This is a genomic window from Streptomyces sp. NPDC097640, assembly GCF_040302705.1.
GTDB lineage: Bacteria > Actinomycetota > Actinomycetes > Streptomycetales > Streptomycetaceae > Streptomyces.
This window is the reverse complement of the sequence record NZ_JBEOSB010000006.1, coordinates 287,256-309,249: the sequence shown is the minus strand read 5'-3', so window position 1 is coordinate 309,249 and position 21,994 is coordinate 287,256. Positions and strand designations below refer to the sequence as shown.

Sequence of the window (21,994 nt, the reverse complement as noted above, 5' to 3'; positions counted from 1 at the left end):
ACCCTACCCACAGCCGGGCCGGCCGCCGTTTGTCGTGGAGCGCCGCCATCCACCATGATGATCGCGGCAGCGGAAGCCGTCGTTCCCCCGATCGGGCGATGAATGTGCGGTGAACGGACGCTTCCTTCCATCCGATAGCCTCTGCCGACGTGCCGCCCGGCCCTTACGGGGTCCGGGGCGTGCCACGCCCGCTGCCCGGACGGCGACCCCTGGGCCGATGCCTGTCCGGCGCGGCCACCGTGCCAGCTGCCAAGGAGTGAGTTCGTCTGTCGACCGCCATTCTCACCGGTCCCGCGGTCGCGGGCTCGTCCCTTGAGGACGACCTGCGGTCGCTGGGGTTCGACGTGCGCACGGCAGCCGACGCCGCCGGGGTCGCGAGGGAGCTCGCGGCCGCCCCGGCGCGTGAGCGGGTGGCCCTGGTCGACCCGCGCTTCGTCGGCCACGTCCACGCACTGCGCCTGGCTCTGACCGATCCGCGCTTCCCGGCCGCCGCGGTCCACGGTGCCCTCACCGCCCAGCCGGAGGCCCGCGCGGCGCTCACCCGCGCGCTGACGGCCTACGCCCCGGGAGCGCCGGCTCCCGGCCGCGGCGCCCTCGCCGCGGCGGGTGCCCCGGCGGCCCCCGCGGCCGAGGCACCGCTGCCGGCCCCGGACGGCCCGGCCGTGCTGCCCGACGCCCTCGCCGACGCCCTGAGCGCCGAGGACGTCGCCGTGCACCGGCCCGAGCTGGGGGTGCTCGTCGCCGCCGTGCCCGAGGACGCGCCGGAGCGCGCGGAGGCGCTGGCCCGCACCAACGCGGTGGACGACGAGCAGGTGCGGCTGCGCAGCGCGGTCAAGTCGCGGGACGGCTTCTTCACCACCTTCTGCATCAGCCCCTATTCGCGCTACATCGCCCGCTGGTGCGCCCGCCGCGGGCTGACGCCCAACCAGGTCACCACCGCCTCCCTGCTCACCGCCCTCATCGCGGCGAGCTGCGCGGCCACCGGCACCCGCCCCGGGTTCGTCGCGGCCGGGGCGCTGCTGATCGCCTCCTTCGTCCTGGACTGCACCGACGGGCAGCTCGCCCGCTACTCCCTCCAGTACTCCACGCTCGGCGCCTGGCTGGACGCGACGTTCGACCGGGCCAAGGAGTACGCCTACTACGCGGGGCTCGCCTTGGGCGCCGCGCGCGGCGGGGATGACGTATGGGCGCTCGCGCTCGGCGCCATGGTGCTCCAGACCTGCCGTCATGTCGTCGACTTCTCCTTCAACGAGGCGAACCACGACGCCACCGGCAACACCAGCCCCACCGCCGCCCTCTCCAACCGCCTCGACAGCGTCGGCTGGACGGTCTGGCTGCGGCGGATGATCGTGCTGCCGATCGGCGAGCGCTGGGCGCTGATCGCCGTGCTCACCGCGTGCACCACGCCCCGTATCACCTTCTATGTGCTGCTCGTCGGCTGCGCGCTGGCCGCCTGCTACACCACCGCGGGCCGCGTGCTGCGCTCGCTGACCCGCAGGGCTCGGCGCACCGACCGCGCGGTGCTCGCCCTCGCGGACCTCGCCGACTCGGGCCCGCTCGCCCAGGGCTTCGCCGCGGCCCTCCGCGGGGCCGCGCGCCGGCTCCCGGCCTTCGCCGCCCCCGCCGTCGCCCTGCTTGGGGCGGTCGCCGTCGTCGCGGTGGCGGCGCTCACACCCTTCGGCAGCCCCTGGGCGGTCGTCGCCGCCGCGGGCTACGCGCTCACCTCCGGACTGGCCGTGGCCCGTTCGCTCCAGGGACCGCTCGACTGGCTCGTGCCGCCGGTCTTCCGCGCCGCGGAATACGGCACCATCCTGGTCCTGGCAGCTGACTCGGGGGTGAACGGGGCCTTGCCCGCCGCTTTCGGGCTGGTGTCGGCGGTCGCCTACCATCACTACGACACGGTGTACCGCATCCGTGGCGGCACCGGCGCGCCCCCGCACTGGCTGGTGCGGGCGATCGGCGGGCACGAGGGGCGGACCTTGGCGGTCACGGTCGCCGCCGCCCTGCTGTACGAGCAGAACCAAGGCTTCACCATCGCGCTGACCGCTCTCGCGGCGGCCCTCGCGCTGGCCGTGCTCAGCGAGAGCATCCGCTTCTGGGTGTCCTCCGGAGCACCCGCTGTACACGACGAAACAGGAGAACCCGCATGATCGGCCTCGTGCTGGCGGCCGGCGCCGGACGGCGTCTGCGCCCTTACACCGACACCCTCCCCAAGGCCCTGGTGCCGGTGGGCCCCGAAGGGAACGAGGAGGCCATCACGGTCCTCGACCTGACCCTCGGCAACTTCGCGGAGGTGGGACTGACCGAGGTCGCGATCGTGGTCGGCTACCGCAAGGAGGCCGTGTACGAGCGCAAGGAGGCGCTGGAGGCGAAGTACGGCGTCAAGCTCACCCTGATCGACAACGACAAGGCCGAGGAGTGGAACAACGCCTACTCCCTGTGGTGCGCCCGTGATGCGATCAGGCACACCGTGATCCTCGCCAACGGCGACACCGTGCACCCGGTCTCCGTCGAGAAGACCCTGCTCGCCGCCCGGGGCGACGGCAAGAAGATCATCCTCGCCCTGGACACGGTGAAGCAGCTCGCCGACGAGGAGATGAAGGTCGTCGCGGACCCCGAGAAGGGCGTCCAGAAGATCACCAAGCTGATGGACCCGGCCGAGGCGACCGGCGAGTACATCGGCGTCACCCTCATCGAGGGCGAGGCCGCCGCGGAGCTTGCCGACGCGCTGAAGACCACCTTCGAGCGCGACCCCGACCTGTACTACGAGGACGGCTACCAGGAGCTGGTGAACCGCGGCTTCAAGGTCGACGTGGCTCCGATCGGCGACATCAAGTGGGTCGAGATCGACAACCACGACGACCTCGCGAAGGGCCGTGAGATCGCATGCCAGTACTGACCCGCCTCATTCCGTCTCCCGTCTCCGTCGACATCAACGCCGGGGCCCTGGACGACTTGGCGGGCCTGCTGGCCGACCAGCGCATCTCGGCCTCCGGGAAGCTGGCCGTCGCGATCAGCGGCGGCTCCGGCGCCGTGCTGCGCGACCGGCTGGCCCCGGTGCTGCCGGGCGCCGACTGGTTCGAGCTGGCCGACGGCACCATCGACGGCGCCATCCAGCTGGGTGACGCCATGAAGTCCGGGCACTACGACGCGGTCGTCGGCCTGGGCGGCGGGAAGATCATCGACGCCGCCAAGTACGCCGCGGCGCGCATCGGCCTGCCGATGGTCGCCGTCGCGACGAACCTGTCGCACGACGGCATCTGCTCGCCGGTGTCGATCCTGGACAACGACGCGGGCCGCGGCTCGTACGGTGTGCCGACCCCGATCGCGCTGGTCATCGACCTCGATGTGATCCGCGACGCCCCGGTCCGCTTCGTCCGCTCCGGCATCGGCGACGCCGTCTCCAACATCTCCGCGATCGCGGACTGGGAGCTGTCCCACAAGGAGACGGGCGAGCCGATCGACGGCCTCGCGGCGGCCATGGCCCGCACCGCGGGCGAGTCGGTGCTCCGGCACCCCGGCGGCTGCGGCGACGACGACTTCCTGACCGTGCTGTCCGAGGGCCTGGTGCTGTCCGGCATCGCCATGTCGATCGCCGGTCACACCCGGCCGTCCTCAGGCGCCTGCCATGAGATCAGCCACGCCTTCGACCTGCTCTACCCCAAGCGCTCCGCGCTCCACGGCGAGCAGGTCGGCCTCGGCGCCGCCTTCGCGATGCACCTGCGGGGCGCGCACGAGCAGTCCGCGCTGATGGTCGATGTGCTGCGGCGGCACGGCCTGCCCGTCCTGCCGACCGAAATCGGATTCAGCGAGGACGAGTTCGTCAAGGCGGTTGAGTACGCGCCGCAGACCCGCCCCGGGCGCTACACGATCCTCGAGCACCTTGACCTCTCCTCCGACGCGATCAGGGACGCATACGCCGACTATGCCAAAGCAGTCAGTCAAACCATCGGTAGCTGAACTCCGCCCGGTCGTCCACCCCGCGGGGGTGAAGGACCGGCGGAGCGGTGAGCACTGGATGGGACGCCTCTACATGCGCGAGGTCTCCCTGCGGGTCGACCGCCATCTGGTCAACACCAGGGTCACGCCCAACCAGCTCACGTACCTGATGACCGTCTGCGGCGTGCTCGCGGCCCCGGCACTCCTGGTGCCGGGGATCCCGGGCGCCGTGCTCGGTGTGGTCGCGGTTCAGCTCTATCTGCTGCTGGACTGCGTCGACGGCGAGATCGCGCGCTGGAGGCAGCAGTTCTCGCTCGGCGGGGTCTACCTGGACCGGGTCGGCGCCTATCTGACCGACGCCGCGGTGCTCGTCGGTTTCGGTCTGCGCGCCTCCGACCTGTGGGGCGGCGGCCGGATCGACTGGCTCTGGGCCTTCCTCGGCACCCTGGCCGCCCTCGGCGCGATCCTGATCAAGGCCGAGACCGACCTCGTCGGCGTCGCCCGCCACCAGGGCGGGCTGCCGCCCGTCAAGGAGGCGGCGTCCGAGCCGCGCTCCTCCGGCATGGCGATGGCCCGCAAGGCCGCGGCGGCGCTGAAGTTCCACCGGCTGGTGCTGGGGATAGAGGCGTCCCTGCTGATCCTGGTCCTGGCGGTCCTGGACTCGGTGCGGGACGACCTGTTCTTCTCCCGGCTCGGCGTCGCCGTACTCGCGGGCATCGCCCTTCTGCAAACCCTTCTTCACCTGGTGTCCATCCTCGCGTCGAGCAGGTTGAAGTGATGACGGACACACTCAAGGTCGGCGCGGTCGTCCTGACGATGGGCAACCGCCCCGACGAGCTGCGCGCGCTGCTCGACTCGGTCGCCAAGCAGGACGGCGACCGGATCGAGGTGGTCGTCGTGGGCAACGGCTCGCCGCTGCCCGAGCTGCCGGACGGGGTGCGCACCGTCGAGCTCCCGGAGAACGTGGGCATCCCGGCGGGGCGCAATGTCGGCATCGAGGCGTTCGGCCCCGGCGGCGCCGAGGTCGACGTGCTGCTCTTCCTCGACGACGACGGCCTGCTGCCCAACTCGGACACCGCCGAGCTGTGCCGCCAGGCCTTCGCCGCCGACCCCGAGCTCGGCATCGTCTCCTTCCGTATCGCCGACCCTGAGACCGGCACCACACAGCGCCGCCATGTGCCCCGGCTGCGCGCCTCCGACCCCATGCGGTCCTCGCGCGTGACCACCTTCCTCGGCGGCGCCAACGCGGTCCGTACGAAGGTCTTCGTGCAGGTCGGCGGCCTGCCGGACGACTTCTTCTACGCCCATGAGGAGACCGACCTGGCCTGGCGGGCCCTGAACGCCGGCTGGATGATCGACTACCGGTCGGACATGGTGCTGCACCACCCGGCCACCGCGCCGAGCCGGCACGCGGTCTACCACCGCATGGTCGCCCGCAACCGGGTCTGGCTGGCGCGGCGCAACCTCCCCATCCCGCTCGTCCCCGTCTATCTCGGCGTCTGGCTGCTGCTCACCTTGGCCCGGCGACCCTCCAAGGACGCCCTTCGTGCCTGGCTGGGCGGGTTCCGGGAAGGCTGGAAGACATCATGTGGTGCACGGCGCCCCATGAAGTGGCGTACGGTATGGCGCCTGACCCGACTGGGCCGACCGCCTGTCATCTGACAAGCTCGTATCTGAGAGCATCGGGCGCGACCCGGGGCGCGGCCCCCGTCAGCGCACCCCTGATGAGGACGAAAGTGTCAACTGTGAGCGAGACTACGCACAACAGTGCGGTCGCCAGCGCCCCGCCATCGCCGGACGACGGCCTGGCCCCGGCAGAGCTGGCGGCGAAGTACGGGCTGTCGGTGAGCGGCGCCCGGGTGAGCCTTCCCGATTACGTCCGGCAGATGTGGGGCAGGCGCCACTTCATTCTGGCTTTTTCGCAGGCCAAGCTCACCGCCCAGTACAGCCAGGCCAAGCTCGGCCAGCTGTGGCAGGTGGCGACGCCGCTGCTGAACGCGGCGGTGTACTTCTTCATCTTCGGACTGCTGCTGAAGAGCAGCCGGGGCATGGCGCACGACATGTACATCCCGTTCCTGGTGACGGGTGTCTTCGTCTTCACCTTCACCCAGAACTCCGCGATGTCGGGTGTGCGCGCGATCTCCGGGAACCTGGGTCTGGTGCGGGCCCTGCACTTCCCGCGGGCCTCGCTCCCCATCTCCTTCTCGCTCCAGCAGCTCCAGCAGCTGCTGTTCTCGATGATCGTGCTGGTGATCGTGCTGCTGGGGTTCGGGCACTACCCGGGCCCGTCCTGGGTGCTGATCCTCCCGGTGCTCGCGCTCCAGTTCGTCTTCAACACCGGTCTCTCGCTGATCATGGCCCGTCTGGGAGCCAAGACCCCGGACCTGGCTCAGCTGCTGCCGTTCCTCCTGCGGACGTGGATGTACGCGTCCGGAGTGATGTTCCCGCTGGCGCGGACGCTGGAGTCGGCGGGGGCGAGCGGCTGGGTCTCGGACGCCATGATGGCCAACCCGGCGGCCGTCTACATGGATCTGATGCGGTACGCGCTGATCGACGGCTATGGCGCGGGGAACCTGCCGCCCCATGTGTGGGCGCTGGCCCTGGGCTGGGCGGTGCTCTTCGGCGTCGGCGGCTTTGTGTACTTCTGGAAGGCAGAGGAGCAGTACGGCCGTGGCTGAGCAAATCCTTGATCAGGCTTCTCAGGCGTCCGACGCGCCCCAGGCCTCTCCGGCGGCCCCGGCCGCCGGGCGCATCCCGACCGTCATCGCCGACGATGTGCACATCGTCTACCGGGTCAACGGCGGTCCGCGCGGCCGCGGCAGCGCCACCGCGGCCCTCAGCCGCATCCTCCGGCGCAAGAACTCCCCGGGCATGCGCGAGGTGCACGCCGTGCGCGGGGTCACCTTCATGGCCTACCGCGGTGAGTCGATCGGCCTGATCGGCTCCAACGGCTCCGGCAAGTCGACGCTCCTCAAGGCCGTCGCGGGGCTGCTGCCCACCGAGCGCGGCAAGGTCTACACCGATGGCCAGCCGTCGCTGCTCGGCGTGAACGCGGCGCTGATGAACGACCTGACCGGCGAGCGGAACGTCATCCTCGGCGGGTTGGCCATGGGGATGTCGCGGGAGCAGATCCGCGAGCGCTACGAGGGCATCGTCGACTTCTCGGGCATCAACGAGAAGGGCGACTTCATCACGCTGCCGATGCGCACCTACTCCTCCGGTATGGCGGCCCGGCTGCGGTTCTCGATCGCCGCCGCCAAGGACCACGATGTGCTGATGATCGACGAGGCGCTGGCCACCGGCGACCGGAAGTTCCAGAAGCGCTCGGAGGCCCGCATCCGCGAGCTGCGCAAGGACGCCGGCACGGTCTTCCTGGTCAGCCACAACAACAAGTCGATCCGGGACACCTGTGACCGGGTGCTGTGGCTGGAGAAGGGCGAGCTGCTGATGGACGGCCCGACCGACGAGGTCATCAAGGCGTACGAGAAGGAGACCGGCAAGTAGCCGACCTCCGCGCACCAGCAGGCCCCGCCGGACACCCTCCGGCGGGGCCTGCGGCGTGTGCGGGCCCATAGGAGAACCCCGCGCCGCTGAAAAATGACCGAGACTCAAATTGACCCCAGCGACAAGTGTTTGCTTCAGAGCGACGCGGACCGCGCCTGTCAACCGTCTCCGGGGGCTGTGGAAATGCCGTCTGGCGGGTAGTCAATCGGCTATGTGTCCGCCATATCTGAATCTGACATTCCGTAATCTGTAGAGTGAGGTGCGCCAAGAGAGGGGTCACCCGATGAGCGAGACCGCGAGCGAGCGCGGCGGGATCCGCGTCGCGCGCCTGGCGGATGTGCAGCCTGGCGAGATGACGACGGTGGAAGTGGAGGGCGTCAAGGTGCTCCTGGCGAACGTCGGAGGCACGCTCCGAGCCCTGCGCGACAGCTGCTCGCATGAGGAAGCTCCCCTGTCGGAGGGCGAGTTGGAGGGGGAGACGGTGGTCTGCCCCTGGCACTACAGCAGCTTCTGCCTCCGCACGGGCGAGGCACTGGAACCGCCTGCGGTGGACCCCGTGGAGGCCTACGCGGTCCACGTGGCGGACGGAGAGGTGTTCCTTTCTCGCCAGTGAACGCGGGGAACTGACGTGGGCGGCGTTCACTAAACGGAGGCGCTGTATCGTGTGCCTGAACGCCGAGTTCTTGTCGAGCGGCGGGGTATCAGGGAGGGGGACGCGTGTTGCCAGGGGAAGCGCACGTCGCACCGTACTCACGGCGCGAGCGGCTGCGCATCGCGACCATCCGCGAGATCAAGGATGTCGCCCGGACGCTCCTGGTTCAGGAGGGCCCGGAGAATGTGACGATCCGGGCCATCGCCCGTGAGATGGGCATGACCGCGCCCGCCGTCTACCGCTATTTCAGCAGCCGTGACGCCCTGATCCTCCAGCTGCGTGTGGACATCTTCGCCGAGATGGCCCGTTACATGCGCGGGGTGATCGGCCGGCTGCCCGAGTCGGAGCCCGGCCGCGGGCTGATCGGCGGGGCGAGAGCGCTGCGCATCTGGGCCATCAAGCACCCTCATGAGTTCGGGCTCATACTCGGCCCCTGGGCCCCGGGCCTGGGCCGGGAGGAGACCAAGCCGGACCGGAACATGGGCTGGGTCTTCGGCTCGGTGTTCTCCGACCTGATCTCGGACCTGTGGCGGGTGCGCGGCTTCCCCGTCCCCAAGGAGGAGGAGCTCGACCCCGGGCTGGTGCGGGCGCTCGTGGAGCTCAGCGAGGACCAGGGCGTCGAGATGCCCCCGGGCGCGCTCGCCGTGATGCTCCGCTGCTGGGTGCGGCTGTACGGGGTGATCTCCATGGAGGCCCTCGGCCATATGTCGTTCGCGATGCCGGAGGGGAAGTCGTTCTTCGAGTTCGAGCTGCGCCATCTGTGTCTGATGCTGGACATCGAGGAGTTCTACGAGGAGGACACGGCCTAGGTCCCCCTAGGGGATCTTCCGGGGCCGCCTCGGGGTACATCCCCGCACGTTTGTACACCGAGAGGCGTAAGCTGTACCGGTGCCCATTCGGCACGTGGGACCTGCGCCGCCGCCCCCTGCGGGGGGCGTGGCCGTGAGCGCCCTTGACCTGGCGGTGCGGCGTGTCCGCGTCGTGTCGACCCTGGCAACCGGTGTAGAACGGGGGATGTGACGGCATTGGCTACCCGGCCCATCTCCAGCTCTCCTACAGGGCCCGGTCACCCGGGTCCGGGCGGAGACCTGGTCCTTGCCCGTGCGCCTGGCTGTCCACGGTGACCGTGGAGGACGAGCGCAGCGGGTCCCATAGCACGTCCAGCGGTCCCCTCGACGGGCGGGAGGCCGCCCGGGCCGTACTCGACAAGGCCGCGCACGAGAACTTCCCCGTCGCACCCTTCTTCCTCCCCCGCGCCTGGCGGGCCGACCTCATCGCCGTCTACGGCTACGCCCGTCTGGTCGATGACATCGGCGACGGCGATCTGCCCCCCGGCGGCGCCGACGCCGAGCTGCTGGGCCTCGACCGGGACCGGGCCGGCGATCCACTCGCGATGCTCGACGCCTTCGAGAGCGATCTCAGGCAGGTGTTCGACCATGTGCACAGCAACATCGCAAACGGCGACATCGCAAACGCCAACCTCGCAAACGGTGACAACGCACGCGGCCCCGGCGACACGGACACCGCGGACGGAGCGTCCCCGGAGCCCCGCCATCCGCTGCTGCGCGCGCTGCTGCCCACGGTCCGCCGCCACCGGCTGTCCCCCGAGCCGTTCCTCGGCCTGATCGAGGCGAACCGGCAGGACCAGCGGGTGCGCCGGTACGCCACTTACGAGGACCTCCTCGGCTACTGCGAGCTGTCCGCCAACCCCGTGGGCCGCCTGGTGCTCGGCGTCACCGGCACCACCAGTCCCGAGCGGGTCCGCCTCTCCGACAAGATCTGCACCGCACTCCAGATCGTCGAGCATCTCCAGGACGTCGCCGAGGACCTCCGCCGAGACCGCGTCTATCTGCCCGCCGAGGACATGAAACGCTTCGGTGTGACCGAAGCCGACCTCGCCGCCCCCACGGCCGGGGCCCCGGTGCGCGCCTTGATCGCCCATGAGGCGGCGCGCGCCGAGACCCTGCTGAATGAAGGGACCCCCCTCGTGGGTAGCGTCCACGGCAGGCTCAGGTGGTTGCTCGCCGGGTTCGTGGCCGGGGGGCGGGCCGCTCTGAGGGCGGTCGCGGCCGCGGGATACGACGTACTTCCTGGACCGCCCAGACCCACCAAGCTCAGCCTGCTGCGCGAGGCGGGGGCGACACTGCGAAGAGAGGGGTGAGCCGGACCGTGACCGGATCTCCGCACGAGTCCGCGCCAGTGCTCGCGGCGTACCGGTACTGCGAGGTCGTGACCGGGCAGCAGGCCCGCAACTTCGCGTACGGCATCAGGCTGCTGCCGACCGAGAAGCGCCGGGCGATGTCGGCGCTCTACGCCTTCTCGCGCCGTATCGACGACATCGGGGACGGCCGGCTGGACGCCGACGCCAAGCGGGCGCGGCTGACCGAGACCCGCGCCGTGCTCGACCGCATCAGGAGCGGCGCCATCGAGGAGGACGACACCGACCCGGTCGCCGTCGCGCTCGCCCACGCCGCGCGCCGCTTCCCGATCCCGCTCGGCGGGCTCGACGAGCTGATCGACGGCGTGCTGATGGACGTGGCCGGCCAGACCTATGAGACCTGGGACGACCTCAGCGCCTACTGCCGCTGCGTCGCGGGCGCCATCGGGCGGCTCTCCCTCGGCGTCTTCGGCACCGTGAGCGCCCCCGGGGTGAGCGCGCGCGAGCGGGAGCGCGCCCCCGAGTACGCCGATACGCTCGGCCTGGCCCTCCAGCTCACCAACATCCTCCGGGACATCCGCGAGGACGCCGTCGGCGGTCGCACCTATCTCCCCGCGGAGGACCTCGCCAAGTTCGGCTGTCCGCCGAGCATCCACACCTCGACGGCCCCGCCGGACGCCGACTTCACGGGACTGGTGCAGTTCGAGGTCCGGCGGGCCAGAGCCCTCTTCGCCGAGGGCTACAAGCTGCTGCCGATGCTCGACCGCCGCAGCGGGGCCTGCGTGGCGGCCATGGCCGGGATCTACCGCAGACTCCTGGAGCGCATCGCCCACGAGCCGGAGGCCGTGCTGCGCGGCCGGGTCTCGCTCCCGGGCCGCGAGAAGGCGTATGTGGCCGTCCGCGGCCTGGCCGGGCTCGACGCCCGCACCGCCGCCCGGCGCAATCCCCGGGGGCGGACATGACACTCCCCGCGGATCCGCACCCACGCCCGCACCCACGCGCGCAGGCCGGCCCCGGCGCCCGGGGCGGAGAGACCGAAGGCCGCCCCCTCGGGGCGGCCGCGCCGTCGCGGACGAAGACCGAAGCCAGGGCCGGAGCGAAGGCGGACGGCGTCGGCGGCGGGCGGCGGGGCTCCGTGGTCGTCGTGGGCGGCGGGCTGGCGGGCACCACCGCGGCGCTCGCGCTGGCCGACGCCGGGCTGCGGGTGACGGTGCTTGAGGGCCGCCCCCGGCTGGGCGGGCTCGCCTTCTCCTTCCGCCGTCCGTCCCCCGTCGGGGAGCTGACCGTGGACAACGGCCAGCATGTGTATCTGCGCTGCTGCACCGCCTACCAGTGGTTCCTCGACCGGGTCGGCGGCTCCCGGCTCGCCCCGCTCCAGAGCAGGCTGGACGTGCCCGTCCTGGACGCCGACGGGCGGCCGGGGCGGCGCCTGGGCAGGCTGCGCCGCGCCGCCCTGCCCGTTCCGCTGCACCTGGCCGCGAGCCTGGCCACCTACCCGCACCTCTCGCTCGCCGAGCGCGCCCAGGTGGGGCGCGCCGCGCTCGCCCTGGGGCGGCTGGACCCGGCCGACCCCGCGCTGGACGGGGTGGACTTCGGCGACTGGCTGAGCCGCCACGGGCAGTCCCCGCGCGCCGTCGAGGCGCTGTGGGACCTGGTCGGGGTCGCCACGCTCAACGCCACCGCCCGCGACGCCTCGCTCGGCCTGGCCGCCATGGTCTTCAAGACCGGGCTGCTCTCCCACCCCGGCGCGGCGGACATCGGCTGGGCCCGCACCCCCCTCGGCGAGCTGCACGACACCCTCGCCCGCGCGGCCCTGGACCAGGCCGGCGTGGACTGCGAGCTGCGAGCGAAAGTGACCGCCGTCACCCGCACCGCCCAGGGCCGCTGGAGCGTGCACAAGGCGGGCGGCGCGCCGCTGGAGGCGGACGCGGTGGTGCTGGCCGTACCGCAGCGCGAGGCCCATGCCCTGCTGCCCGAGGGCGCCCTGGCGGACCCGGACCGGCTGCTGCGCATCGACACCGCGCCGATCCTCAACGTCCATGTCGTTTACGATCGCAAAGTCATGCGCCGCCCCTTCTTCGCCGCGATCGGCACCCCCGTCCAGTGGGTCTTCGACCGCACCGACACCTCGGGCCTGGCGAAACTCCCCGGGGCGGGGGAGAGCCAGTATCTGGCGCTGTCCCAGTCCGCGGCGCACCAGGAGATCGACCTCCCCGCCGCCGAGCTGCGCGCCCGCTATCTGCCCGAGCTGGAGCGGCTGCTGCCCGCCGCCCGCGGCGCGGCGGTGCGCGACTTCTTCGTCACCAGGGAGCGCACCGCGACCTTCGCTCCCACTCCCGGCGTCGGCCGGCTGCGGCCCGAGGCCCCCACGAACGTGCCTGGCCTGTATCTGGCCGGCGCGTGGACCGCCACCGGCTGGCCCGCGACCATGGAGGGCGCCGTGCGCAGCGGGTTGTCCGCCGCCCGCGCGGCCGTCTCCGACATCGTCCGCCCGCACCTCGACCCTCCCCTCGCCGCCGGCCGGGGGATCCCCAAGGAGGCGGCATGAGCACCATCACACAGAACCATCAAGGAGAGACCGTGACTCCGGCGACCCCCGCAGCCGACACCGCAGGCGTCATCGCGCTGCTCGAGCGCGGACGCACGCTTGCCACGCCGGTGCTGCGCGCCGCCGTGGACCGACTGGCCTCGCCCATGGACACCGTGGCCGCCTACCACTTCGGCTGGATCGACGCCGAGGGCCGCCCTGCCGCGGGCGACGGCGGCAAGGCCGTCCGCCCCGCCCTCGCGCTGCTGTCCGCCGAGGTGGCGGGCCAGGCTCCCGAGGTGGGCGTGCCCGGCGCGGTCGCGGTGGAGCTGGTCCACAACTTCTCGCTGCTGCACGACGACCTGATGGACGGCGACGAGCAGCGCCGCCACCGTGACACCGTCTGGAAGGTGCACGGACCGGCACAGGCCATCCTCGTCGGCGACGCGCTCTTCGCCCTGGCCGGCGAGATACTGCTCGAACTGGGCACGGTGGAGGCCGGGCGCGCCACCCGCCGGCTCACCTCCGCCACCCGCAAGCTCATCGACGGCCAGGCCCAGGACATCAGCTACGAGCACCGCGAGCGGGTCACCGTCGCCGAGTGCCTGGAGATGGAGGGCAACAAGACCGGAGCGCTGCTCGCCTGCGCCGCCTCCATCGGTGCCGTCCTCGGCGGCGCCGACGACCGCACCGCCGACACCCTGGAGCGCTACGGCTACCACCTGGGGCTCGCCTTCCAGGCCGTGGACGACCTGCTGGGCATCTGGGGCGACCCCGACGCCACGGGCAAGCAGACCTGGAGCGACCTGCGCCAGCGCAAGAAGTCGCTGCCGGTGGTGGCCGCCCTCGACGCGGGCGGCGAGGCCTCCGAGCGCCTCGCCCGGCTGCTCGCGGCCGACGCGAAGAAGACCGAGGCCGAGTTCGCCGACTTCGACGAGGAGGAGTTCGCGGCCCGCGCCGAGCTGATCGAGCAGGCCGGCGGCCGCGACTGGACCTCCCAGGAGGCCCGCCGGCAGCACGCCACCGCCATCGCGGCGCTCGACCAGGTGGACATGGAGGACCAGGTCCGGGCGCAGCTCGTGGCGCTCGCCGATTTCGTCGTCGTACGAGAGAGATGATCACTATCGACCGCATATAGCTCGCAGTCGCCGGCCGGCACCCAACCGGGGTGCCGGCCGACGGAAGCCCCACGACGGCAGAGATCTCACACTGCAAGGGGAAGCCATGACAGCGACAACAGTCCATCCGCCCGAGCCACTCGAACCCGCGACTTTAACGCTTGCCCGGGAGGCGACGGCCCGGGCCACCCGCCACCTGTTGGACCGCCAGGACGAACAGGGCTGGTGGAAGGGCGACCTGGAGACCAATGTCACCATGGACGCCGAAGACCTGATGCTGCGCCAGTTCCTGGGCATCCAGGATCCGGCCACGCTCGAGGCCGCCGCCCGCTACCTCCGCTCGGAGCAGCGCGAGGACGGCACCTGGGCCACCTTTCACGGCGGCCCGCAGGAGCTCTCCGCCACCATCGAGGCGTATGTCGGCCTGCGGCTGGCCGGTGACCGGCCCGACGCGCCCCATATGGCCGCCGCCTCCGCCTGGGTGCGCGAGCAGGGTGGCATCGCGAGCAGCCGGGTGTTCACCCGCATCTGGCTGGCGCTGTTCGGCTGGTGGAAGTGGGAGGACCTGCCGGAGCTGCCCCCTGAGCTCATCTACTTTCCGAAGTGGTTCCCGCTCAACATCTACGACTTCGGCTGCTGGGCGCGGCAGACCATCGTGCCGCTCACCATCGTCTCGGCCAAGCGCCCCGTGCGGCCCGCGCCCTTCGCCCTCGACGAACTCCACACCGACCCCCGGCGGCCCAACCCGCCGGCCGCTCCCGCCCCCCTCGCCTCCTGGGACGGCGCCTTCCAGCGCCTGGACCGGGCGCTGCACGCCTACCACAAGGTCGCGGTCCGGCCGCTGCGCCGGGCCGCGCTGAGATCCTGCGCACGCTGGATCGTCGAGCGCCAGGAGAACGACGGCTGCTGGGGCGGTATCCAGCCACCGGCCGTGTACTCCCTGATCGCCCTGCACCTGCTCGGCTACGACCTCGACCACCCCGTGATGCGCGCCGGGCTGGCCTCCCTGGACCGCTTCGCGCTGTGGCGCGAGGACGGCAGCCGGATGGTCGAGGCCTGCCAGTCACCGGTCTGGGACACCTGTCTGGCCACCATCGCGCTCGCCGACGCCGGGCTGGCCCCGGATCACCCCGCGCTGGTCAAGGCCGCGGACTGGATGCTCGACGAGCAGGTCACCCGGCCCGGCGACTGGTCGGTGCGGCGCCCCGGGCTGCCGTCCGGCGGCTGGGCGTTCGAATTCCACAACGACAACTACCCCGACACCGACGACACCGCCGAGGTCATCCTGGCGCTGCGCCGGGTGAGCCACCCCGACCCCGGGCGGGTCGAGGAGGCCGTGCGGCGCGGCACGCGCTGGACGCTCGGTATGCAGTCCAGCGACGGCGCGTGGGGCGCCTTCGACGTCGACAACACCAGCCCGCTGCCCAACCGGTTGCCGTTCTGCGACTTCGGGGAGGTCATCGACCCGCCGTCCGCCGATGTCACCGCACACGTCGTCGAAATGCTCGCCCATGAGGGCAGGGCCCAGGACCCGGCCGCCCGGCGCGGCGTCGCCTGGCTGCTGGCCGAGCAGGAGGACGACGGCTCCTGGTTCGGCCGCTGGGGCACGAACTACGTCTACGGCACCGGCTCGGTCGTCCCGGCGCTGGTTGCCGCCGGGATCCCGGCCTCCCACCCGGCGGTCCGCCGCGCCGTCCGCTGGCTGGAGGGCGTCCAGAACGAGGACGGCGGCTGGGGCGAGGACCAGCGCTCCTACCCCGACCGGCAGTGGTCCGGGCGGGGCGCCTCCACCGCCTCGCAGACCGCCTGGGCGCTGATGGCCCTGCTGGCGGCGGGGGAGCGGGAGAACAAGGCGGTCGAGCGCGGGGTCACCTGGCTCGCCGAGACGCAAGAAGACGACGGGTCCTGGGACGAGCCGTACTTCACGGGCACCGGCTTCCCCTGGGACTTCTCCATCAACTACCACCTGTACCGGCAGGTCTTCCCGGTCACCGCGCTGGGGCGGTACGTCAACGGCGAGCCCGCCGTGGCGCGGCCGCGGAGATCCTGATGACCCCCAGCCCGGGCCCGGCGCCGCTGCTGATCGCCTGCGCGCTCGGCATCGAGCGGTTCGCCCTGCGCGGCGGCGACTTCGGCGCGGCCGCCGGGCCGGTGACCGTGGAGCGCACCGGCATGGGGCCGCAGGCCGCCGAGCGCGCGGTGACGCGCGCGCTCGCCGGGTCCGGCGCGTCCGGCGCCGCCGTCATCGCCACCGGCTTCTGCGCCGGCCTGGCCCCCGGGATGCACCCGGGGGACCTGGTGGTGGCCGAGGAGACCCGGGACGGGGCGGGCCACACGCCGTGCACCGGCACCGCGGTTCTCGCCGAGGCGCTCACCCGACTGTCCCGGGCGGGCCCCGGGCGCGCCGTCCACACCGGCCCGCTCGTCGGGTCCGGCCATGTCGTACGGGGCGCCGAGCGCGCCCGGCTGCACGCCACCGGCGCGATCGCGGTGGACATGGAGTCCGCCGCGACGCTCCGAAGCGCCGTGGCCGCCGGGGTACGCCCGGTTGCGGCCGTACGAGTGATCGTGGACGCTCCTGAACATGAACTCGTCCGTATCGGAACACTGCGCGGGGGAATATCGGCTTTCCGTGTACTACGCACTGTCCTTCCCGCTTTCTTTGCCTGGCACCGTTCTTCGCTGCTCCCAGGAGGTGAGCTAGATGGCCATGCCGCTCCGTCAGACCATCCGGGTCGCGACGTATCTCTTCGACCAGAAAGTGATCAAGCGTCGTGACAAGTTTCCGTTGATCGTCGAGCTTGAGCCCTTGTACGCCTGCAACCTGAAGTGCGAGGGATGCGGAAAGATCCAGCACCCCGCCGGGGTGCTGAAGCAGCGGATGCCGGTCGCCCAGGCCGTGGGCGCGGTGCTGGAGTCCGGTGCGCCGATGGTGTCCATCGCGGGCGGCGAGCCCCTGATGCACCCGCAGATCGACGAGATCGTGCGGCAGCTGGTGGAGCGCCGGAAGTATGTCTTCCTGTGCACCAACGCCATGCTGCTGCGCAAGAAGATCCACAAGTTCAAGCCCTCTCCCTATTTCGCGTTCGCGGTGCACATCGACGGGCTGCGCGAACGGCACGATGAGTCCGTGGCCAAGGAGGGGGTGTTCGACGAGGCCGTCGAGGCGATCAAGGAAGCGCAGCGGCGCGGCTTCCGGGTGACCACCAACTCCACCTTCTTCAATACCGACACCCCGCAGACCGTCGTCGAGGTGCTCAACTTCCTCAATGACGAGCTCAAGGTGGACGAGATGATGATCTCGCCCGCCTACGCCTATGAGAAGGCGCCCGACCAGGAGCACTTCCTGGGCGTCGAGCAGACCCGCGAGCTGTTCAGGAAGGCCTTCGCGGGCGGCAACCGGAGGCGCTGGCGCTTCAACCACAGCCCGCTCTTCCTGGACTTCCTGGAGGGCAAAACCGACTTCCCCTGCACCGCGTGGGGCATCCCCAACTACTCGCTCTTCGGCTGGCAGCGCCCCTGCTATCTGATGGCCGACGGATATGTCCCCACGTACCGTCAGCTCGTCGAGGAGACCGACTGGGAGAAGTACGGCCGCGGCAAGGACCCGCGCTGCGACAACTGCATGGCCCACTGCGGCTATGAGCCCACCGCCGTGCTGGCCACGATGGGCTCCCTCAAGGAGTCGCTGCGCGCGGCCCGCGAGACGGCCGGTGGAAGCCGCGGGTGACGTTGGCCGAAGACGGCGACGGCGGATGTCTCGTCGAATCCGCGGCAGTGGCCGATACGCAAGGAGGGGATCCGCGCATGCGACTGCTCGACGGTGTCCGGGGCCCACACGACCTCAAGGCGCTGAGCGAGGGAGAGCTCGGCGAACTGGCGGAGGAGATCAGGGCGTTCCTGATCGACGCGGTGGCCAGAACCGGCGGACACCTGGGGCCCAACCTCGGCGTCGTCGAGCTGTGCATAGCCCTGCACCGCGTCTTCGACTCGCCCCGGGACCGCATCCTGTGGGACACCGGGCACCAGTCCTACGTCCATAAACTGCTCACCGGCCGCAAGGACTTCTCCAAGCTCCGCGGCAAGGGCGGCCTGTCCGGCTACCCCTCGCGAGCCGAGTCCGAGCACGACGTCATCGAGAACAGCCACGCCTCCACCGTCCTCGGCTGGGCCGACGGCCTGGCCAAGGCCAACGAGGTGCTCGGCCGCACCGACCGGCACGTCGTCGCGGTCATCGGCGACGGCGCGCTGACCGGCGGCATGGCCTGGGAGGCGCTCAACAACATCGCCGCCGCCCGGGACCGCCCGCTGATCATCGTCGTCAACGACAACGAGCGCTCCTACGCGCCCACCATCGGCGGCCTCGCCGACCACCTCGCCACCCTCCGCACCACCGACGGCTACGAGCGCTTCCTGGCCTGGGGCAAGGACGTGCTCCAGCGCACCCCGGTGGTCGGCCAGCCGCTGTACGAGTCGCTGCACGGCGCCAAGAAGGGGTTCAAGGACGCCTTCGCGCCGCAGGGCATGTTCGAGGACCTGGGGCTGAAGTACGTCGGCCCCATCGACGGACATGACATCGCGGCCGTCGAATCGGCCCTGCGCCGCGCGCGGCGCTTCCACGGCCCGGTCCTCGTCCACTGCCTCACCGAGAAGGGCCGCGGCTACCGGCCCGCGCTGGAGGACGAGGCCGACCGCTTCCACACGGTCGGCGCCATGGACCCGCTCACCTGCGCGCCCCTCGCGCCCTCCGGCGGCCGGACCTGGACCTCGGTGTTCGGCGAGGAGATGGTGCGGATCGGGGCCGAGCGCCCCGACGTGGTGGCGATCACCGCCGCGATGCTGGACCCGGTCGGCCTCGCCGAGTTCGCCCGGGCGTATCCGCGACGGGTGTGGGACGTGGGCATCGCCGAGCAGCACGCCGCGGTCTCGGCCGCCGGTCTGGCGACCGGCGGGCTGCACCCGGTCGTCGCGGTCTACGCCACCTTCCTCAACCGGGCCTTCGACCAGGTGCTGATGGATGTCGCCCTGCACAAGTGCGGGGTGACCTTCGTGCTGGACCGCGCGGGCGTCACCGGCACTGACGGCCCCAGCCACAACGGCATGTGGGACATGTCCGTCCTCCAGGTGGTGCCCGGTCTGCGGATCGCGGCCCCGCGCGACGCGGAGCAGCTGCGCGCCCAGCTGCGCGAGGCGGTCGATGTGGACGACGCGCCCACCGTCATCCGCTTCCCGAAGGAGTCGGTGGGCGCGCCGATCCCGGCGCTCGCCCGCGTCGGCGGCATGGATGTGCTGCGCCACGGCGGCCCGGAGCCGGCGGACCGGGGCGGCGGCGGTGATGTGCTGCTGGTCGTGGCCGGGGTGATGGCCCAGGTCGGCCTGGCGGCCGCCGAGCTGCTGGCCGAGCGCGGCATCGGCTGCACGGTCGTCGACCCGCGCTGGGTCAAGCCCGTCGACCCCGAGCTGCCCGGGCTGGCGGCGCGCCACCGCGCGGTGGCCGTCGTCGAGGACAACAGCCGCACCGGCGGGGTGGGGGCGGCCGTCGCGCAGGCGCTGCGCGACGCCGAGGTGGATCTGCCGGTGCGCACCTTCGGCATCCCCGAGGCGTTCCTGGCGCACGCCAAGCGCGGGGAGGTGCTCGCCGACCTCGGGCTCACCCCCGCCGAGACGGCGGGCCGGATCGGGGCCGCCCTGGCCCGTATCGACGTGGCCCGGATGGGCGCGCCCGCCCCCGCCGGCGCCGGCTCCGCCTCCACCCCCTCCGCCCGCCCGGCCCCGCCCGCGGCCCGCAAGGAGAAGGACGCATGACAGCAGCCGAGCAGCGATCGGGCTTCGACCTCGGGAAGCTCCTGGCCGAGCGCGGCTCCGAGCGCTACGACCTGCACGCCCGGCACCTCAACCACCAGCTGCCGCGCATGCTGCACACCATCGGCTTCGACAAGGTCTACGAGCGGGCCGAGGGCGCGTACTTCTGGGATGCCGAGGACCAGGACTACCTCGACATGCTCGCCGGCTTCGGGGTGATGGGCCTGGGCCGCCACCACCCGGTCGTCCGCAGGGCGCTGCACGACGTGCTGGACGCCCAGCTGGCCGACCTGACCCGGTTCGACTGCCAGCCGCTGCCCGGCCTGCTGGCCGAGAAGCTGCTCGGCCACGCCCCGCACCTGGACCGGGTCTTCTTCGGCAACAGCGGCACCGAGGCCGTGGAGACCGCGCTGAAGTTCGCCCGGTACGCCACGGGCAGGCCCCGCGTCCTGTACTGCGAGCACGCCTTCCACGGGCTGACGACCGGCTCGCTGTCGGTCAACGGGGAGGACTCCTTCCGCAAGGGGTTCGCGCCGCTGCTGCCGGACACGCCGATTCCGCTCGGCGACCTGGCCGCGCTGGAACGGGAGCTGAGGCGCGGCGACGTGGCCGGGTTCGTCGTCGAGCCGATCCAGGGCAAGGGCGTCCACGAGACCCCGCCCGGCTATCTGCCGGCCGCCCAGGAGCTGCTGCGCAGGCACAAGGCGCTGCTGATCGCCGACGAGGTGCAGACGGGGCTCGGCCGCACCGGGGACTTCTTCGCCTATCAGCACGAGGCGGGCGTGGAGCCGGACCTGGTGTGCGTGGCCAAGGCCCTGTCGGGCGGATATGTGCCCGTCGGCGCGACGCTCGGCAAGGACTGGATCTTCAAGCGCGTCTATTCGTCGATGGACCGGGTGCTGGTCCACTCGGCGAGCTTCGGGGCCAACGCGCAGGCGATGGCGGCGGGGCTGGCCGTCCTCGCGGTCATGGAGGACGAGAAGGTCGTCGAGAACGCCCGGATCACCGGCGACCTGCTGCGCACCCGGCTCGCCGCGCTGGTGGACCGCTATGAGCTGCTCCATGAGGTGCGCGGCCGCGGGCTGATGATCGGCATCGAGTTCGGGAGGCCGACCTCACTGGGGCTGCGCAGCCGCTGGGCGATGCTCCAGGCGGCCCGCAAGGGGCTGTTCGCGCAGATGGTGGTGGTGCCGCTGCTCCAGCGGCACCGCATTCTCACCCAGGTCTCCGGCGACCATCTGGAGGTCATCAAGCTGATTCCGCCGCTGATCATCGGGGAGCGGGAGGTGGACCGCTTCGTCGACGCGTTCACGGCGGTCATGGACGACGCGCATGGGGGCGGCGGCCTGATGTGGGACTTCGGGCGGACGCTGGTCAAGCAGGCCATGGCGCAACGCTGACCGCGCCGGGGCGGGCGGCGGCGCCCGCGCCCGCCCCACGCCGGATCAGCGGCTCAACCGGCGAGCAGCCGCTCCCGCAGCCGCTCCCGCTTGGCCGCGTCGAGGCCGAGCCCCTGGGCGAGGTACTTGTCGGTGTCGCCCCAGGTCTCCTCGATGGCCTCGAAGGCGGTCGCCAGATACTCGGCGCGGGCGTCGAAGAGCGGCGAGAGCAGCTCCATCACCTCGGGGGACATGCCGTCCTCCGCATGTGAGGCGCGCCATACCTTGTAGCGGCGGTGGGCGGCGGCCGACTCCAGATAGTCGGCCTCGATGGCGTCCCGCTCCACGCCGAGGGCCAGCAGGGTCACCGCGATCGACAGACCCGCGCGGTCCTTGCCGGCCGAACAGTGCATCAGCGCGGGCGCGCTGCCGTCTCCGAGCTCGTCGAGCACCTGGCCGTGCTCGGCGGTCCGGGTGGTGATGATCAAGCGGTACGAGTCGATCATCCGCTGCGCCGCCCGCCCCTCGCCGAGCATCTCGCGCAGGGTGGCCAGATCGCCCTCGCGGACCATGGTCCAGAACCCGGCGCCGTCGGCCGGGTCGGAGAGCGGGAGGCCGACGGTCCGTACGCCCGTGAGCGCCACGTCCGAGCCCTCGAGCTTGATGTCGGCGGAGTTCCGGAAGTCGAAGACGGTGTGCAGCCCGAGCGATTCGAGGAAAGCGGTGTCGCTCTCGGTGGCGTGCGCCAGATGACCGCTGCGGAACAGTACGCCAGGCCCCACGCGCCGCCCGTCGACCGTCGGCAGACCGCCCACGTCCCGGAAGTTGCGCACGCCCGAGAGCTCGGGCTCGATCGACGGAACCTGCGGCGTCTGCTGCGTCACGGGCGCTCCTCACGGCTCGGCCGCCGGCGCC

General features: G+C 71.8%; 19 protein-coding genes. 18 read left to right on the top strand and 1 reads right to left on the bottom strand.

Annotated features, from left to right (window positions below):
* Positions 1 to 266 precede the first annotated feature (266 nt).
* From ABTY62_RS12035 to ABTY62_RS11950, 18 genes are all read left to right on the top strand, one after another.
* Positions 267 to 2,150 carry a DUF5941 domain-containing protein gene (locus ABTY62_RS12035; RefSeq protein ID WP_352129364.1) on the top strand — a complete coding sequence of 628 codons (1,884 nt, stop codon included), beginning with the start codon at positions 267 to 269 and terminating at the stop codon, positions 2,148 to 2,150.
* Positions 2,147 to 2,899: a phosphocholine cytidylyltransferase family protein gene (locus ABTY62_RS12030; protein WP_352129297.1), complete on the top strand. Its 753-nt coding sequence runs from the start codon at positions 2,147 to 2,149 to the stop codon at positions 2,897 to 2,899. The genes ABTY62_RS12035 and ABTY62_RS12030 overlap by 4 nt, the downstream gene beginning before the upstream one ends.
* Positions 2,887 to 3,960 carry an iron-containing alcohol dehydrogenase family protein gene (locus ABTY62_RS12025; protein ID WP_352129296.1) on the top strand — a complete coding sequence of 358 codons (1,074 nt, stop codon included), beginning with the start codon at positions 2,887 to 2,889 and terminating at the stop codon, positions 3,958 to 3,960. Before ABTY62_RS12030 ends, ABTY62_RS12025 begins: the two co-directional genes overlap by 13 nt.
* Entirely contained in the window at positions 3,926 to 4,717 is a 792-nt protein-coding gene (locus ABTY62_RS12020) for a CDP-alcohol phosphatidyltransferase family protein (RefSeq protein ID WP_352129295.1), read from the top strand. Before ABTY62_RS12025 ends, ABTY62_RS12020 begins: the two co-directional genes overlap by 35 nt.
* Positions 4,717 to 5,601, top strand: a complete 885-nt coding sequence (locus ABTY62_RS12015; protein ID WP_352129294.1) for a glycosyltransferase family 2 protein — start codon at positions 4,717 to 4,719, stop codon at positions 5,599 to 5,601. The genes ABTY62_RS12020 and ABTY62_RS12015 overlap by 1 nt, the downstream gene beginning before the upstream one ends.
* An 83-nt stretch (positions 5,602 to 5,684) precedes the next feature.
* Complete coding sequence (locus ABTY62_RS12010; RefSeq protein ID WP_352129293.1) at positions 5,685 to 6,617, top strand: ABC transporter permease; 933 nt, start codon at positions 5,685 to 5,687, stop codon at positions 6,615 to 6,617.
* Positions 6,610 to 7,443 (top strand): ABC transporter ATP-binding protein, encoded by an 834-nt coding sequence (locus ABTY62_RS12005; RefSeq protein ID WP_352129292.1) that lies wholly within the window; start codon positions 6,610 to 6,612, stop codon positions 7,441 to 7,443. The genes ABTY62_RS12010 and ABTY62_RS12005 overlap by 8 nt, the downstream gene beginning before the upstream one ends.
* 283 nt (positions 7,444 to 7,726) lie before the next feature.
* Entirely contained in the window at positions 7,727 to 8,056 is a 330-nt protein-coding gene (locus ABTY62_RS12000) for a Rieske (2Fe-2S) protein (RefSeq protein WP_352129291.1), read from the top strand.
* Between the two features lie 104 nt (positions 8,057 to 8,160).
* Complete coding sequence (locus ABTY62_RS11995; RefSeq protein ID WP_352129290.1) at positions 8,161 to 8,904, top strand: TetR/AcrR family transcriptional regulator; 744 nt, start codon at positions 8,161 to 8,163, stop codon at positions 8,902 to 8,904.
* 317 nt (positions 8,905 to 9,221) lie between these two features.
* A complete protein-coding gene (hpnC, locus tag ABTY62_RS11990; RefSeq protein WP_352129363.1) occupies positions 9,222 to 10,256 on the top strand; it encodes a squalene synthase HpnC in 1,035 nt (344 codons plus the stop codon).
* Entirely contained in the window at positions 10,253 to 11,215 is a 963-nt protein-coding gene (gene hpnD / locus ABTY62_RS11985; protein ID WP_352129289.1) for a presqualene diphosphate synthase HpnD, read from the top strand. Before hpnC ends, hpnD begins: the two co-directional genes overlap by 4 nt.
* Positions 11,212 to 12,801, top strand: a complete 1,590-nt coding sequence (gene hpnE / locus ABTY62_RS11980; protein ID WP_352129288.1) for a hydroxysqualene dehydroxylase HpnE — start codon at positions 11,212 to 11,214, stop codon at positions 12,799 to 12,801. The genes hpnD and hpnE overlap by 4 nt, the downstream gene beginning before the upstream one ends.
* Positions 12,798 to 13,898 (top strand): polyprenyl synthetase family protein, encoded by a 1,101-nt coding sequence (locus tag ABTY62_RS11975; protein ID WP_352129287.1) that lies wholly within the window; start codon positions 12,798 to 12,800, stop codon positions 13,896 to 13,898. Before hpnE ends, ABTY62_RS11975 begins: the two co-directional genes overlap by 4 nt.
* 106 nt (positions 13,899 to 14,004) lie before the next feature.
* The gene (gene shc / locus ABTY62_RS11970; RefSeq protein ID WP_352129286.1) at positions 14,005 to 15,948 is read left to right on the top strand and encodes a squalene--hopene cyclase; all 1,944 of its coding nucleotides are present in this window, start codon (positions 14,005 to 14,007) and stop codon (positions 15,946 to 15,948) included.
* A complete protein-coding gene (locus ABTY62_RS11965; protein ID WP_352129285.1) occupies positions 15,948 to 16,676 on the top strand; it encodes a phosphorylase family protein in 729 nt (242 codons plus the stop codon). The genes shc and ABTY62_RS11965 overlap by 1 nt, the downstream gene beginning before the upstream one ends.
* Positions 16,603 to 17,628, top strand: a complete 1,026-nt coding sequence (gene hpnH, locus ABTY62_RS11960; RefSeq protein ID WP_352129284.1) for an adenosyl-hopene transferase HpnH — start codon at positions 16,603 to 16,605, stop codon at positions 17,626 to 17,628. Before ABTY62_RS11965 ends, hpnH begins: the two co-directional genes overlap by 74 nt.
* A 77-nt stretch (positions 17,629 to 17,705) precedes the next feature.
* A complete protein-coding gene (gene dxs, locus ABTY62_RS11955) occupies positions 17,706 to 19,703 on the top strand; it encodes a 1-deoxy-D-xylulose-5-phosphate synthase (protein ID WP_352129283.1) in 1,998 nt (665 codons plus the stop codon).
* On the top strand, positions 19,700 to 21,100 hold the full coding sequence (locus ABTY62_RS11950; protein WP_352129282.1) for an aspartate aminotransferase family protein: 1,401 nt from the start codon (positions 19,700 to 19,702) through the stop codon (positions 21,098 to 21,100). Before dxs ends, ABTY62_RS11950 begins: the two co-directional genes overlap by 4 nt.
* Positions 21,101 to 21,153: 53 nt before the next feature.
* Here ABTY62_RS11950 and ABTY62_RS11945 read toward each other — a convergent pair whose 3' ends face one another.
* Positions 21,154 to 21,963, bottom strand: coding sequence for a tyrosine-protein phosphatase (locus ABTY62_RS11945; RefSeq protein ID WP_352129281.1), 810 nt, complete (start codon positions 21,961 to 21,963; stop codon positions 21,154 to 21,156).
* Between the last annotated feature and the right edge of the window lie 31 nt (positions 21,964 to 21,994).